This window comes from Butyricimonas sp. Marseille-P2440 (genome assembly GCF_900091675.1).
GTDB classification, from domain to species: Bacteria; Bacteroidota; Bacteroidia; order Bacteroidales; family Marinifilaceae; genus Butyricimonas; species Butyricimonas synergistica.
Genome location: NZ_LT594610.1, coordinates 1,815,052 through 1,829,132, shown reverse-complemented (window position 1 = coordinate 1,829,132; position 14,081 = coordinate 1,815,052). Strand labels below are relative to the sequence as shown.

General features: G+C 49.3%; 13 protein-coding genes. 2 read left to right on the top strand and 11 right to left on the bottom strand.

The window, feature by feature from the left end:
• Positions 1 to 79: 79 nt before the first annotated feature.
• The 5 genes from BN8899_RS18745 to BN8899_RS18725 all read right to left on the bottom strand — a co-directional run bounded on the left by BN8899_RS18745 (position 80) and on the right by BN8899_RS18725 (position 3,665).
• A complete protein-coding gene (locus tag BN8899_RS18745) occupies positions 80 to 1,705 on the bottom strand; it encodes an NADH-quinone oxidoreductase subunit D-related protein (protein WP_082987130.1) in 1,626 nt (541 codons plus the stop codon).
• On the bottom strand, positions 1,702 to 2,283 hold the full coding sequence (locus BN8899_RS18740) for an NADH-quinone oxidoreductase subunit B (protein WP_065220502.1): 582 nt from the start codon (positions 2,281 to 2,283) through the stop codon (positions 1,702 to 1,704). The genes BN8899_RS18745 and BN8899_RS18740 overlap by 4 nt, the downstream gene beginning before the upstream one ends.
• The gene (locus BN8899_RS18735; RefSeq protein WP_026207157.1) at positions 2,274 to 2,624 is read right to left on the bottom strand and encodes an NADH-quinone oxidoreductase subunit A; all 351 of its coding nucleotides are present in this window, start codon (positions 2,622 to 2,624) and stop codon (positions 2,274 to 2,276) included. The genes BN8899_RS18740 and BN8899_RS18735 overlap by 10 nt, the downstream gene beginning before the upstream one ends.
• A gap of 137 nt (positions 2,625 to 2,761) precedes the next feature.
• On the bottom strand, positions 2,762 to 3,136 hold the full coding sequence (locus tag BN8899_RS18730) for a hypothetical protein (RefSeq protein ID WP_018335979.1): 375 nt from the start codon (positions 3,134 to 3,136) through the stop codon (positions 2,762 to 2,764).
• Between the two features lie 112 nt (positions 3,137 to 3,248).
• On the bottom strand, positions 3,249 to 3,665 hold the full coding sequence (locus BN8899_RS18725; protein WP_065220501.1) for a DUF1573 domain-containing protein: 417 nt from the start codon (positions 3,663 to 3,665) through the stop codon (positions 3,249 to 3,251).
• Between the two features lie 227 nt (positions 3,666 to 3,892).
• Between BN8899_RS18725 and BN8899_RS18720 the strand changes: the two genes are divergently transcribed.
• Positions 3,893 to 5,779 (top strand): amidophosphoribosyltransferase, encoded by a 1,887-nt coding sequence (locus BN8899_RS18720; protein WP_018335981.1) that lies wholly within the window; start codon positions 3,893 to 3,895, stop codon positions 5,777 to 5,779.
• Positions 5,780 to 5,916: 137 nt separating this feature from the next.
• Here the strand turns inward: BN8899_RS18720 and BN8899_RS18715 are convergent, their stop codons facing one another.
• Positions 5,917 to 6,459, bottom strand: coding sequence for an HdeD family acid-resistance protein (locus BN8899_RS18715; RefSeq protein ID WP_018335982.1), 543 nt, complete (start codon positions 6,457 to 6,459; stop codon positions 5,917 to 5,919).
• Positions 6,460 to 6,585: 126 nt separating this feature from the next.
• On the opposite strand from BN8899_RS18715, the gene BN8899_RS18710 reads away from it, so the two are divergent.
• A complete protein-coding gene (locus BN8899_RS18710; protein ID WP_231932426.1) occupies positions 6,586 to 7,491 on the top strand; it encodes a bifunctional methionine sulfoxide reductase B/A protein in 906 nt (301 codons plus the stop codon).
• A gap of 49 nt (positions 7,492 to 7,540) precedes the next feature.
• Here BN8899_RS18710 and BN8899_RS18705 read toward each other — a convergent pair whose 3' ends face one another.
• The 5 genes from BN8899_RS18705 to BN8899_RS18685 all read right to left on the bottom strand — a co-directional run bounded on the left by BN8899_RS18705 (position 7,541) and on the right by BN8899_RS18685 (position 14,080).
• On the bottom strand, positions 7,541 to 8,506 hold the full coding sequence (locus tag BN8899_RS18705) for a FimB/Mfa2 family fimbrial subunit (RefSeq protein ID WP_065220500.1): 966 nt from the start codon (positions 8,504 to 8,506) through the stop codon (positions 7,541 to 7,543).
• Between the two features lie 92 nt (positions 8,507 to 8,598).
• The gene (locus BN8899_RS18700; protein ID WP_018335985.1) at positions 8,599 to 10,221 is read right to left on the bottom strand and encodes an Mfa1 family fimbria major subunit; all 1,623 of its coding nucleotides are present in this window, start codon (positions 10,219 to 10,221) and stop codon (positions 8,599 to 8,601) included.
• Between the two features lie 32 nt (positions 10,222 to 10,253).
• A complete protein-coding gene (locus BN8899_RS18695; protein WP_040371221.1) occupies positions 10,254 to 11,771 on the bottom strand; it encodes a DUF3868 domain-containing protein in 1,518 nt (505 codons plus the stop codon).
• 11 nt (positions 11,772 to 11,782) lie between these two features.
• Complete coding sequence (locus tag BN8899_RS18690; protein ID WP_026207162.1) at positions 11,783 to 12,355, bottom strand: DUF3575 domain-containing protein; 573 nt, start codon at positions 12,353 to 12,355, stop codon at positions 11,783 to 11,785.
• A gap of 24 nt (positions 12,356 to 12,379) precedes the next feature.
• Positions 12,380 to 14,080, bottom strand: coding sequence for a hypothetical protein (locus BN8899_RS18685; protein WP_065220813.1), 1,701 nt, complete (start codon positions 14,078 to 14,080; stop codon positions 12,380 to 12,382).
• Between the last annotated feature and the right edge of the window lies 1 nt (position 14,081).

The window sequence follows — 14,081 nt, the reverse complement described above, 5'->3', positions numbered from 1 at the left end:
AGATTTTAGATTCCCACCGCACAATCCACGTTCTTTCTAATCCTAAAACCTTTTTACATTTTCAATTCTCAATTGTTTGTTATCTGTCCAAGTCCGGTACCACGTAGTCCAGCGTTCCCCCGATGGCGATCAGGTCGGCAATCTTGTTGCCTCTTGCTAGCTGGTCGACGATAGACACGAGGGGTAGGCAAGGGGAGCGGAACTTCACCCGGTAGGGGAATTTGTCGCCCCGGCTTTCAATGTACACCCCGAACTCGCCTCGGCTGGCTTCCACACTCTTGAAATAGTGACCTTCCGGCAGCTTGATTAGCGGTTTCGTCTTCACGGCGTAATCGCCCTCGGGAATGTTATCCACGAGTTGTTCCAGGATATGCAGGGATTCCATGATCTCCTCCACGCGCACGATGTAACGGGAAAACGAGTCACCCTCGGTATGGATGATCTCCTTGAAGTCCACCTTGTCATACACCCCGTAAGGCGTGTGTTTGCGGACGTCGCACGACCATCCGGCGGCACGTCCCGTCGGTCCCGAAGCCCCGTAAGCGATAGCGTTTTCACGAGTAAGGATACCCACGCCTTTCAGGCGTTGTTGTGCGATCACGTTACCCGTGAATACCTCGTGATATTCCTTAATCATCGGGGGCAGGTACTTGAGAAACTCTTTTACGCGGTGTATCAGGTTCGGGTGGATGTCAGCCATCACCCCGCCGATTACGTTGTAGTTCTGTATCAGGCGTCCGCCCGTGGTTTCTTCCATGATGTCCAACACCTTTTCCCGGTCGCGGAAACCGTAGAAGAAAGCTGTCAGCGCCCCCATGTCCATGCAGAGGGTCGACCAGAACAACAGGTGGGATGAAAGGCGGTTTAGCTCGTCCATGATCGTGCGGATATACTTCACCCGCTCGGGCACTTCCAGCCCCAAGGCTTCCTCAATACACATACACAGCGCGTGGCGGTTCTGGTGAGCCGCCAGGTAATCCAGACGGTCGGTCAGCGCTAGTGTTTGCGGGTAAGTCAGGCTCTCGCACATCTTCTCGATACCCCGGTGTATATACCCGCAGTTCACGTCCACTTTCTTCACGATCTCGCCTTCCAGCGACACGCGGAAACGAAGAACCCCGTGTGTGGCGGGATGCTGTGGTCCTATATTTACCACGTACTCGTCTTCCTCGAAAAGCACGTTTTCTTTTTCACTCACTTCGCCCCCGTGTGACGTCGCCTCGAACGAGGGAGTCACGTCGAAGGTTTCCTCGCTGTACAACCGTACCGGATTCACCTCCGGGTTTGCGTCATAATCCTTGCGCAGGGGATAACCCACCCAGTCGTTGCGCAGGAATAACCGTCGCATATCGGGATGGTTGATAAACCGTATGCCGAGGAAGTCGTACACTTCCCGTTCGTTTAGATTCGCCGTTTCCCAGATGTCCGACACCGTGGGTAATTCCGGATTCTCCCGGTTGGTCGTGAAAGTTTTCAGGAACAACTTGTGTTCATGCCTCGTGGATTGCAGTAGGCTGATTACGCCCAGTGAATCGCCCCAGTCTATCCCCGTCATGCAGATCAGGAAGTCGAAAGCCAACCCCCCGTCGTTCTTCAGGTATAAAGCCAATTCCCTGTAACGCCCCGTTTCCACGGTAATGGTAAAGAGTGCGCCTTCCTCGATCGACGCCTCTGGGAATTTATTTTTAATATTCTCTAGTATCATACTTCTTCTCCCTTCTCGTTTTCACTTCTTTTTTCTTTCCTGTTTTTACCACCCAAAAACCTTTCTACCTTCACCTTCCGTTGCAGCTGGATCATCCCGTACAGTAACGCTTCCGGTCGGGGAGGGCATCCGGGGATGTAAACGTCTACCGGGAGTATCGTGTCCACGCCTTGCACCACGTGGTAGGAATTGCGGAACGGACCGCCCGACACGGCGCAACCGCCCACGGCAATCACGTATTTCGGTTCTGCCATCTGGTCGTAGAGGCGTTTTAGCACGGGCGCCATCTTGTGGACGATCGTCCCGGCAACCATGATGAAATCGGCTTGCCGCGGGCTGGCTCGTGTTACCTCGAACCCGAATCGGGAAAAATCATAACGTGCCGCTCCCACTGCCATAAATTCGATACCGCAGCAGCTTGTTGCGAACGTGAGCGGCCATAGGGAATTCGAGCGTCCCCAGTTGATAACCTCGTCGAGGCATCCCACCACCACGTTGGTGCCGGATGCCCGCAATTGTTCAAGATATTCATTATCGTTGAACTCCTCATATTTCATGGATTTGATTTTTACTTCCATTCCAAAGCTCCTTTCTTCCACGCGTAAGCCAATCCCAGGATAAGAATCAGCATAAAAAACAATACATTCAGCAATCCGTCAATCCCCGCATCCTGCACGGTGACCGCCCACGGGTAGAGGAACACGGTCTCCACGTCGAACATCAGGAACAAGATGGCGAACAGGTAATACCCCGCCTTGAATTGCATCCACGATTTTCCTCGTGTTGGCACGCCACACTCGTAGGCTTCTCCCTTTTGTTTGTTGTAGGAGCGGGGAGAAATAAGCCTGGCAATACTCATGGCGGCGACTACTAGCACGATAGCCGTGATCAATACGACCACAAATAATGTAAGATTCATAATATTAAAAAGTTACAGGTTGCAAGTTAAAAAATTACAAGTTAAAAGGTTACAAACTATCTATCCCGCAAGTTGCAAACTTGTAACTTGCAACTTACAGAGCCGGAGGCTCCGGCTTGTAACTTGTTTCGCGTCAGCTAAACAATGATTTTCCTCAGGGCGAAGACGTAGTATTTGGTTTTGCCCAAGGTCGAGAAAGGGTGAAAATACCAGTTCCGTTTGGAATGATCGGAAACGGTTATCTTGTCTTTATTGTATTTCTGTATGAAGAACAACACGAGGTAAGTCTTCGTGTCGGGAGTGAAATGCGTGCTTCCGAGTATGATCTCGCACTCCTCCGTGAGGAACACGATAAACGGAATCAGCGACGACGTGCTGAGTACCTCGTTCCTGCATGAACCTCCCGTCTGTATTTCCTGAAAGGATAGTTCTTGCCCCTGGACTGGCTTGCCGGACAGACCTACGACGGCTAAAAACAGGATTAATATACTACTCTTCAACACGTTCTGCATACTATATCTTAACTTAAGGCACGCAAATATAAGCTAATTTTAAATCATGCCTGAATATCCCGTGATAAAGAATGTTAATCTTTCATGTTAAAGCAAGCGGATACACTTATACTTATTCTTCGACGAATCCTTTCAGGTGCAACAGGTGGCGTTCGGGTTCCGTGTTGCAGATCATCTCCACGGTTTTATTGAACTGTCCCAGCGAGTTCGCCTTAAAATCGACTGCGAGCGAGTCCGTCTTACCCGGTGCAATCGGTCTTTTGTTCCACGTCACTTCTGCGCACCCGCACGACGACACCACATTTTTGATAATCAGCGGTTGTTCGCCCGTGTTGCGGAACCGAAACACACAGTGTTTCGATTCCGCGTAAGGAAACGTGCCGAAGTCCGTGCTGTCGGTAGATAATTCTATCGTCGTGCGAGGTGCGTTCGCCTCGCTATACATATCTCGTTTCCCCCAAAAAAGATAAATTCCCCCGGCAAGCAGGATACCTATTGTGATTATAATAGTAACGATTTTTTTGTTCATCTTGATCTATCTTATAATTTGAAATCAAAAGCCTCCCTAAGCCGGATTAGTATTCCAGCTCCTCCTCTGTTTATAGAGAAGGTGGCACGAAGTGCCGGGGGGAGTTCAATCTAAAATTCGTTTTTCCTTTCCGGTAAAGATAATAAATTTTCATAAACTTTCACGCTTCCCTATATGATATATCCGTCGTTTTTTATTAATTTTGTAGCCACTAACAATCAATATTTATGAGTGATACCATCCATCATGAATGCGGCATTGCGCTGATTCGCTTGTTGAAGCCGTTGGATTATTACCAGAAAAAATACGGCTCATATCTTTACGGTTTAAATCGGTTATATATTTTAATGGAAAAACAACGCAACCGTGGGCAAGACGGTGCGGGAGTAGTGGGAGTGAAGCTCGACATGGAGCCGGGCTACAAGTACATGGATCGAATGCGATCGTGTGATGCCAACCCCATTCAGGAAGTGTTCGATAGGATTCATGCGAACTTTCAGTCCGACCTCGTGCAAGGCAAGGATGTCGCTTGGGCGAAGCAGAACCTGCCTTTCGTGTCTGAAGTTTACCTCGGGCACTTGCGTTACGCCACCTTCGGCAAAAACAATATAGACTACGTTCATCCGCTGAAACGGGCGAGCAACTGGCGGAGCCACAATCTGGCTCTTGCGGCGAACTTCAACCTGACGAACGTCGACGAGTTATTCGACAGCTTGATTCGGGCGGGGCAACACCCGCGGAATTATTCCGACACGGTGACTTTGCTCGAGAAGGTAGGCTATTTCCTCGACGACGAGATACAAGACCTTTATCATTTCTTCAAGGACAAGGGATTCTCCAAGCAGGAGATCACCCCGTTGATCGAGCAGGCGATCGACCTCCCCAAGGTGTTGGCACGGAGTAGTGCAGACTGGGACGGCGGTTATGCCGTGGCGGGCGTGCTCGGTCATGGCGACGCTTTCGTGGTGCGTGATCCGTGGGGAATTCGTCCGGCGTATTATTACAAGGACGACGAGGTCGTGGTGGTCGCTTCCGAGGGATCGGTGATACAGACCGCTTTTCAAGGCATGAACATGGATATTCAGGAGATCAAACCGGGCTACGCCTTGATTATCAAGAAAGACGGCACGGTCACAGAGGAACTCGTGCGTCCCCCATTGAAACGGAGCAGTTGTTCCTTCGAGCGTATCTATTTCTCCCGCGGCAATGACCGCAATATCTACCGGGAACGCAAAAAGCTAGGCGAACTGCTCACGCCGCAAATCATCCGGGCGGTGGACGACGATCTTGACAACACTGTATTTTCTTTTATTCCCAATACTGCCGAAACCTCCTTCTACGGCATGGTGGCGGGTGTGCAGCAATACATGGTGGAAGAGAAGAAGCGGCTGATACGCGAGGGCAAAGCTTCGTGGTGCGAGGAAACACTGGATGCTATTATTTGCCGGGAACCTCGTGTAGAAAAGATCGTGATTAAGGATGCCAAGTTGCGCACTTTCATCACCTCTGATTCCGGGCGTGACGGGTTAGTGGGGCACGTCTATGATGTTACCTACGGGGCAGTCGGGGAAAACGACAACCTCGTGGTGATCGACGATTCTATCGTGCGCGGTACCACGCTTCGGCGGAGTATTTTGCGTATTCTCGACCAGCTGGGACCCCGGCGGATCGTGGTGGTTTCTTCCGCCCCGCAAATTCGCTATCCCGACTGCTACGGTATCGACATGACCCGCATGAACGAGTTTATAGCCTTCAACGCCGCTATCGAGTTGCTTCGCGAGCGAGGCATGGAAAGCCTGATTGACGAGGTGTACCGCGATTGCAAGGCGCAACAGGGTTTGCCTAAGGAGCGGATCGTGAACCACGTGAAACGTATATACGCCCCCTTCACTGACGAGGAAATCTCCGACCGGGTGGCGCTGATGGTGCGTGACGAACGCCTGCGTGCCGAGGTAAAAGTAGTCTTCCAGACTGTCGAGAACCTGCACCGGGCTTGTCCTAACGACACCGGCGACTGGTACTTTACCGGCAATTATCCCACTCCAGGGGGCAACAAGGTTGTCAACACAGCCTTTATCAATTGGATGGAGGGAAGGGATGAAAGGTCTTACTAATTTTAGATTTTATGACCTGCTAATTTTAAATCGCTGTCCTTCTGGGCGGAAGTGAAGAATCTCCCGCCAATATCTTGTGTTGTGGCGGGAGATCTTTTGCAGGCTCAGGGTGACAGCAATCTAAAATTGATCCTTGTCTATCTCACGAAGGCGTAGATGAACGAGGATATTCCGGCGAAGATGAAGCTAAGTCCTGTCCAGACGATGATGTTCAAGATACCAAATATGGGGTAGAACACGATCATGAAGGAGAAGACAAGGGTGACGATACCTGCAAAGAGTATCCAGCCCCAGCCTCTGACCTGTAGCGAGGACATCTCGAGGGATTCGGAAATGAAATCGATGCTCTTGAACATGAGGATGAACCCGACGATATAAGGAAGAATATCTTCGGCGATGGCGGGATGGATGAGCAGGACGAACCCGATGATGAAATCGATAATCCCGACCACGACTCCCCACCCCCAGTGGCGGGAACTTCCGCCTGCGAGAGCGTTCATGAATTCGCAGACACCGATCACGATGATAACGATGCTAAAGTATAGTGCCAGCCCGAAGTAGGAGGCGGCAGGGTGGCGCAGGATGCCTACGCCGAAAATGAATAGTACGATAGCCAGAAGGATGTATAACCATCTGAAACCCCTGGGGCCAGCTGTTGTAGTCGCAATTCTTGTTGTCATATCTCTTAATTTTTTGTTTAGTTTATATCCTTTATATGTGAATTGTCCTCGAAAAGTTGTTGTATTGTCTTGAAAAATGAATAACTTTATCAGGAGGAGATACGTTTCACGATTTAAAACAAGGTTATGAAAAGAGGATTGGTGATATTGATGTTGTTTCTGGTAAATTACACAATTATGGCACAAAAGAAAGAATTGACGGCAGACGAGAAGCAGGTGATACTTCATAAAGGGACAGAACGCCCGTTCACGGGTAAGTATTATGATTTCAAGGCGAAAGGCACGTATGTCTGCAAGCAATGCGGGGCGGCGTTGTACCGCTCGGAGGACAAATTTGATTCGCATTGCGGGTGGCCGAGTTTCGACGACGAGATCGAGGGGGCGGTGAAGCGGGTGCCAGATGTCGACGGGTTGCGTACGGAGATCATTTGCGCTCGTTGCCGGGCGCACCTCGGTCACGTGTTCATGGGCGAGGGCTTCACTGCGAAGAATACCCGGCATTGCGTAAATTCGATCTCGATGGAGTTCGTGCCCGCCGCAGATGTGAAACTGGACACGGCGATATTTGCGGGAGGATGCTTCTGGGGTGTGGAGTACTACATGAAAAAAGCCCCCGGGGTGCTTGCCGTGGAGTCCGGCTACACGGGCGGCACGGTGGAAGACCCTTCCTACGAGGAGGTGTGCGAGGGGGGTACGGGACATGTGGAAGCGGTGCGGGTGTTGTTCGACAAGTCGAAGACGGATTACGAAACGTTGGCAAAGCTCTTTTTCGAGTTGCACGACCCGACGCAGGTGAACCGGCAGGGACCGGATTACGGCGAGCAGTATCGTTCGGAGGTATTCTATAACAGTCCGGAGCAAAAGGCTATTGCCGAGAAGTTGATCCGGCAGTTAAAAGAAAAGGGATACAAAGTGGTTACGAGGCTTGCCCCGGCGTCTACTTTTTGGGTTGCCGAGGATTATCACCAGAATTATTACGAGCGAAAAGGGACTCAGCCGTATTGCCACGGGTACACGAAAAAATTCGATTAATTTTAGATTTAATGATTAACGATTGGGTGATTTTTAATCACTTAATCATTTAATCATTTTCTTCCTGTAAGTACCACGTCCAGCCGTTGAGGATGACGCTTACGCTTAGCCAGGGATTGGTGGAACCGGAAAGGTAGAATACCACGTCGTAAGAGTCTTTACGATCAAGATACTCTTGGTCTCCCCATTTGTTTTTGTGCTCTTCATGACGGAGCAGAAGGAAGAAATCTGTCAGGTCTACCTTGAAGACGGTATTGCCGGAAGTTTTGTCTTTCACGGCGAAATGATTCAGACGGTCGGTCATCAGCCGCATGGTGTTGAGTTCGATAACACCCGTGGTGGCGGAGGACTGTGCCATGTAGTAAGGTTGGTAACTCAGCACGTCGTCAGGCTTCAAGGCGTTGTCGTGCCCCATGTAACCGTTCGATTCGGTGAGTTCGTAGGTGTAGTCGTTCACGTTGAAATTGCTCCTGCCCTGGTTCTCGAACACGAAACGAATCGTGTTTGTATTCTTGATCAGGTTGATGGTGGTTGTCGTGTTTTCTATTCCGGTGAAGTCCACGTCTGCCAGTTCCCCGTACCAGAGGGGTTCAACTTGTTTGTCGACGACGAGCGATGACTCGCGTTTCAACTTGAGTTCCAGCTCGGTGAAGGTGGACGTGCCGGGTTCGAGGTCGGTCACCTCGTATGATCCGTGTACTCCCGCCCACGCGAGTAGTTTGTATTGCCCGATAGGGAGAAGCAATTCCATGCGGTAGTCGCCGGTTGTCAGTGGAGTGCCTTCCTCGGATTTCATGAATAGAAACTTGCCCTCTCCGTCAAACACGTATAGATCTACTTTATCGACTTGCGTGTGGAACGCATCGGTGGAGAGCATATTGTAGTCGTACTTGAACCGAACAAGTAAGCGACACTCGTCGAGGTCTTCCCGGATACTGTCGCAGGAATGAAATATTCCTGGGATTAGTACAAGAATACCTAATGCTATTTGACGGATTAGATTTCTAAGTTTCATTTTTCTATCTTTCTATTATGATTAAAGGAAATAAACGTTTGGGTAAATTAAGTATGGGACGAATCCCATACTTAATATCACGCATAGAACGCTTATAGATTTTCTTCTTGAACGTACCATGTCCACGGGTTAACACCGATTTCGATAGCTAACCAAGCTTCAAATTCATCTTTCTTGTCCGGATCCGGCTCGATAACGATCGGGTAGCCCGGATTGTTGAATGATTTTACAGCGATGTCGTACATGGAGTTACGAACCACACCGAATTCTCCGAATTCATTGTTAGAGTTATCTGTGTCGTTATCGTGTTTGATAGCGATCGCGTAGTAACTGATACCGGATTTGTAGTATTTCACGATAGGGTCACCATTCACGTCCTTATTCACGTCCGCGCCGTGAGCCACAACACCTGCTTTTTGGTTTTCAAAATCCTGTACAATTTCTGCAACTGTTCTAACTCCGGCTACATCCGGGATAACTACTTCCTGCACGGCAGCTCCCTTGCCTTGGAGATACTTCAGGTAACTGTTGAAAGCGGTCGTCACGTTTGTAACGTATCCTGCCGGGTTTTGGTCTATGTATTTGTTCGTCAATTCTCCCTCAATCCATTCCATCATCACGGCGTAGGTGTAGAAACCACCATTGATGTCCATCCAGTCTTTGTTACCTTCTTGTACATCGGTCATGCTGCCGTCAAACTTCTTGTACTTGGGCAAGTAAGTTGCTTTCAGCAATACTTGGGTCGTGTAAGCATACGTGTTGTCCTCCTTACGCTGGGTGTTTTCCGCACAGTATTGGGGTTTTCCACCTTGATTAGGATCTGTCGCGTGGCAGGGGGCAATCCAGACAATGCTGTTATTATCCACGTCTGCTTGCGTGTAGAAATTGTATTGCTCGTCAAAATCTGCTGACGGGTAAGGAATGTTCGTGTGATCGAAGTTCGGGTCTTTACGGTATGAACCTAATCCGTATTCGTCGAATGGGGTCGCTGTACCCAAGAAAGTTTGAGTTCTCTCGGACACGGGATAGTACCATTTGTTCGTGAGGTTTACAACCCAACTTGCGTTCTCTATCACGGCAGCCTCGGTAGAAGCGTAGGTTACGAATACACGTACTTTTGCCACAACACGGTCTACATTGATTTTTAAAGCATTACCCGGTAACTCTGCATCGTTTTTAGACGTGAACAATGGCAAGCCGGCAGCGGGAGAACCGTCAGGTAATGAAGGTTCCAAACCACCTTTGGCGTTGGTCATCATGAATTGTTTGTCCGTGTAAATGTCCGGAATTGTCTTAATAGCAGCATTTACCGTGGCAAAGGGTTGACCTTTGGTGAAATCCGGGAAATTGCTGGGCGGGTTTATAACAATCAATATAGATTTAGAGTTATCCGCAACAAGGAATGCATCGCTGATATTAGAAGCGTTGAGTGTGATTTTCTTCACGTCGGTTACCACGCTTGTCGCATCATATCCGTTAAAGAAAATAGCTCTGACTTCTTTTATCTCTGTTTCCTCGGGACTAGTAGAAGGATACTGGTCTGGGGTGTTCAATGCACGTCCCAAATTGGTATTGGGGTTGATTATTCTAAGTGTAGTCCAGGCTTCGCCGGCGGGTGCGATTTCGTCGCCGTCCTTTCCGGTCTTGTCATCGTTACATGCTGTAAATGCAGTGAATGCTAACGCTGCAAATACTAATGTAAAAAATTTGTTCATTCTTTTCATTTTACAAATTGTTTAAGATGTGATTAATAATTGATTTTGTTATCTATTCTTTTTTTAATTTCAATAGCATTGGCTTTTTTCTTTGCCAATTCTTCTAGGTTCTGCTTGGCGACTTCCAGCCCTCGGGCGGCTGCCGTTTGCAGATAGGTTTCCGCTTTCTCGTAATTACCTTGCAACAGGGCGAGTACGCCCATCACGTTGTTATATTCTGCCGGATAGCCTTCCGGGGTTATTCTGTTCAGGTAATGTTCAGCCTGTGCCAAGTCTTCGCGTGCGATGGCAGCGACGGCGGCGTTCAGGTTGGCGATCTCGTCCTTCGGGAAGATACGGACTGCCGTCTCGAACACGTCGACGAATTCCCGAGAACCGTACTCGTAGGTGTTAGCCACGTGGAACATCTCGTTTAAGCTCAGGTTTTGCGGGCTGGTCCCGATGACCGCTTTCGCTTCTTCCACGTCGAAGTTCTTCACGTTGTAGTCCACCTTGCAGATGGCGACACGCAAACTCGGGTAGATCGTCCGCAGCATAGTGCGGTAGGGGATACCCCCGGCTAATTGTTTCAGCTTGACTTTCCTATCCTCCGAGGAAGAAGTGTATTCCAGTATATCGAGAATCTCGTTTTTGTATTCCATGTGACCTGCTTGCACGGCTTTCGTCAGACCTGCCCAGTTCTCGCCCCCGAAGAATATATGGTATATATTGTGCGGGAAATCGTACTGCGAGGCAAGGTAGTTTGCCAGTGCTCTGGAGCGTCCTTCCGACAGGCGCTGGTTGCCTGCGTAGGAACCTTCCGGGGAAGCGTATCCCGTGATGTCCAGACGGTTTACCGTGACACTGGCATCGTTTTTCAAATCGTCGATCATGTCATGGATTTTCGCCAGTTCTTTCGGGTTGTTCATGTAGTCCGGGCGGATCACGGTTTGATTGACCACGAAGTCAAGGAAACATTCTGCCACGATCTCCCGGCGTTTGATCTCCTCCTTTGGCGGTTGGATATATACCAGGTAAGGGGTCACGATGTATTCTTCCACGGGCGGGATGGGATTCAGAAGGCGTTCCACTCTCATCAGTTCCGTGTCGCCGCAACCGCATTCATCGTATTGCACGTCGAGTGCTGCGTCAGCCATCCACGCCTCGTAGGGAAGCGAGTAACGGTAGTTGAGCACGCCGTTTTTCTTTTTCGTCACTTTTTCCACCACGTAAGCCTTGTCCGTGTCCACTTGCGGGTTGTAGCCGATCAGGGCTAGTTTGCGCTCGTGGGACAAGTATTCGTCCCGTCCCTTGAAGGACACCTTCGGGAGGTTGTACGTCCGTTCCGGGGTTACCAGTTGCGGGATGATATCCATGCCATGTGCCGACTTGATTTTCATCTCGTTGAAGATGAGATCCAAATCCACGTGGAGTATGTTCTCCTCTCGTTCCATCCGCAGGGCTTTCACGGTGACCGTCCCCGTGTAGGAACGGGTTTGAGCTGCCGCGGGAGCTATGTCCAACTGGAACATTACCAGTATCGTTGCTATATAGAGTATAATCCTGTTCATCACTTCCTTAATTATTTAATGAGATACACTAATGTGATTCCTACTTTCGTGGGACCAAAGTAATTTTTGCTGTCCTTTTTCAGTTTAAGCCCACAATCGGCGCACGGGTATTTGTCATATTTTATATGCGCGTATCCCAACCCGACGACGGCTTCGATGCTCCAGCGTTTCTTCAGAATCCACGACCGACCGAAGCTGAATCCCGCCCCGTAGAGTTCGCCTTGGTAGCGGTTGTTCTGCATATTCTTGCTGATGAACGACCAGTTAGGCCAACCGCCCACGTTGAAATCTGCGTAATGCGCGTGCAGCCCGATAAACGTGCGGGTGAAGCGCTCGCAGAACCAATAGCGTACTTCCGGTTGAACGCCGAAGTGTGCCAATCGCCTGCCGTTAGCGGGTTTCCACGGGTTGTAATTGAAGGGTACTTCCAACGTCCACTTGCGTGCCAAACCGATTTCCACCCCCAAATTCATTGTTGCCGTGGCGTCGTACAACAGGTTGCTTTTCACGGCAACTTTTTGTGCGTTTGCCTCGGGTAGAATCCACCCGACTATGAACAATGCTGCTATCAGTACCTTTTTCATTAATATCGTCATCTTTATTCTTGTTTACACGTTGATTACTTCTCTTTGCGTTATATATATTTTGATCCGGATGATCTGGCTTGTCGGCGATCCTGGGTCTTTTATCGTTGTCAGGTAAACCGTACCGTATCTTTGTCCGCTGCCATTTCTTTCCACGCGTATGTTTATAACCCCGTCTTCCACGATAATTTCGTCAGTAACATCCCGCATACCCGAGGAAGACATCAGTTTCAACCAAGTTTTGGCATCATCTTCTTCCACGTAGGCGGAGAGGCAATAGAATTCCGGGAAGGTGAGCGTGTTCTCTAACCGGCTTATTCTATCCCGTCGCTCGACACTCACTGTCTTTTCCAGGTTACCCAGTTCCAGTTGAACGGTACCGGCGGAAAACCCGGCTCCCAGTTGTATCTTGACCTCTGTCTTTAGCGGACTGGTGTTCGTCACGATAGGTAGTGCCACGCTGGTGCCTGCCGCGGGACTGCTGATTTGCAACCCGGTTGATGCCGTGATGGTTCTTTTATCCGGGAATGGGCGTATGCAGTCCGTCGCTAACGTAAATGCGTGAAATTCTTTGGTCGTACCTGCATCGGCGTACACGATGTAGTGTGAATTGCTGACTCCCATATAATAATCGTTGTTGGAGATGATTTCATAGGAGGCTTCGTCCCGCACGGTGATCGTGTAATCCACTTGCGTGTTCGACGGCAGAGATACTTTCGCGTCACCTACCGTGGAATACCCCGGACCCTTGACCTTCGTGATCGTGAATATGTATCGGTGGTTTCTCTCGATGTCCAAATGATTCTCGTTCTCGCCGATAAACGCCAGTTTATAAAAATATTCTTTACCATCATATATCCCGCGGATAATGATGTACATATCGTATGTTGTACTTGCCTCGTAAAGGTATACGGGATTTTCCGTTGTGGTTTGTTCCGTGCCGTTCACGACAGCTTTTGCAATATCGTCCGAATATGAGTTATTGTACCTGTATTCCACCCGATTGCTAGCCGGGGTAATCGCATTTCCGTTTTGCTTGTGTAGTAAACCTTGTTTGGCTGCATTTGCCACCATCGTTATTCCTTTAAAGTCAAAGCCGGTTTCCTGGTCTATCACTTCCACCCGAGCCACAACCCGAAGCATTTCCAGTTGTTGGGCATCACTTCCGATTTTGGTGTTTTTATTTATTCCACCGGGAAGGTCAACCACGTGACTCATCGGTAGTAATTGTAAATTAGCAAACGGGATTGAGGTTTGCGGGTTACTCAGCGGTTCGGTACACAACGCTTGGCAGGCGGCATCCAGGGACATATTCTGCAATGCTGTTGCGAATGTACCGGACGAAAACGTGTAGCTCTGTGTTGCGTTCATGTAGAATCTTGTCTGGGGATTAGCCAGTATCAGTAATTTGCAGGCTTCAGCCTGTTTGGTCAGTATAACATATCGTTTGTTGGTACTGTTGATTGTCAACGCTTGAGCGGCTTCCACGAATTTCATGTCGTTACCCTTGAACACTAGCACCCATGGGGTCATATCCACGCCGTCTTCGTTTGCAGAAGAGCGGGACTCCGGAATCTTATACGGGTCGATCCTCGTGAACAATTCGAGTTGCACTTTATCATCGACAACGATGGGCTCTTTTTCGGGAGCTACCGTTTCGTCGATACAGGCAAAACAAATGATTCCAAGGAATACAGTTATCCCTATTAATATATTCTTTCCCATT

Excerpts from the sequence above, each read along its gene's own strand:
- BN8899_RS18740 (WP_065220502.1), bottom strand. The coding sequence starts at position 2,283 with ATGGAAGTAAAAATCAAATCCATGAAATATGAGGAGTTCAACGATAAT.
- BN8899_RS18730 (WP_018335979.1), bottom strand. The coding sequence starts at position 3,136 with ATGCAGAACGTGTTGAAGAGTAGTATATTAATCCTGTTTTTAGCCGTC.
- BN8899_RS18735 (WP_026207157.1), bottom strand. The coding sequence starts at position 2,624 with ATGAATCTTACATTATTTGTGGTCGTATTGATCACGGCTATCGTGCTA.
- BN8899_RS18715 (WP_018335982.1), bottom strand. The coding sequence starts at position 6,459 with ATGACAACAAGAATTGCGACTACAACAGCTGGCCCCAGGGGTTTCAGA.
- BN8899_RS18745 (WP_082987130.1), bottom strand. The coding sequence starts at position 1,705 with ATGATACTAGAGAATATTAAAAATAAATTCCCAGAGGCGTCGATCGAG.
- BN8899_RS18695 (WP_040371221.1), bottom strand. The coding sequence starts at position 11,771 with ATGAACAGGATTATACTCTATATAGCAACGATACTGGTAATGTTCCAG.
- BN8899_RS18705 (WP_065220500.1), bottom strand. The coding sequence starts at position 8,506 with ATGAAACTTAGAAATCTAATCCGTCAAATAGCATTAGGTATTCTTGTA.
- BN8899_RS18710 (WP_231932426.1), top strand. The coding sequence starts at position 6,586 with ATGAAAAGAGGATTGGTGATATTGATGTTGTTTCTGGTAAATTACACA.
- BN8899_RS18720 (WP_018335981.1), top strand. The coding sequence starts at position 3,893 with ATGAGTGATACCATCCATCATGAATGCGGCATTGCGCTGATTCGCTTG.
- BN8899_RS18725 (WP_065220501.1), bottom strand. The coding sequence starts at position 3,665 with ATGAACAAAAAAATCGTTACTATTATAATCACAATAGGTATCCTGCTT.
- BN8899_RS18685 (WP_065220813.1), bottom strand. The coding sequence starts at position 14,080 with ATGGGAAAGAATATATTAATAGGGATAACTGTATTCCTTGGAATCATT.
- BN8899_RS18690 (WP_026207162.1), bottom strand. The coding sequence starts at position 12,355 with ATGAAAAAGGTACTGATAGCAGCATTGTTCATAGTCGGGTGGATTCTA.
- BN8899_RS18700 (WP_018335985.1), bottom strand. The coding sequence starts at position 10,221 with ATGAACAAATTTTTTACATTAGTATTTGCAGCGTTAGCATTCACTGCA.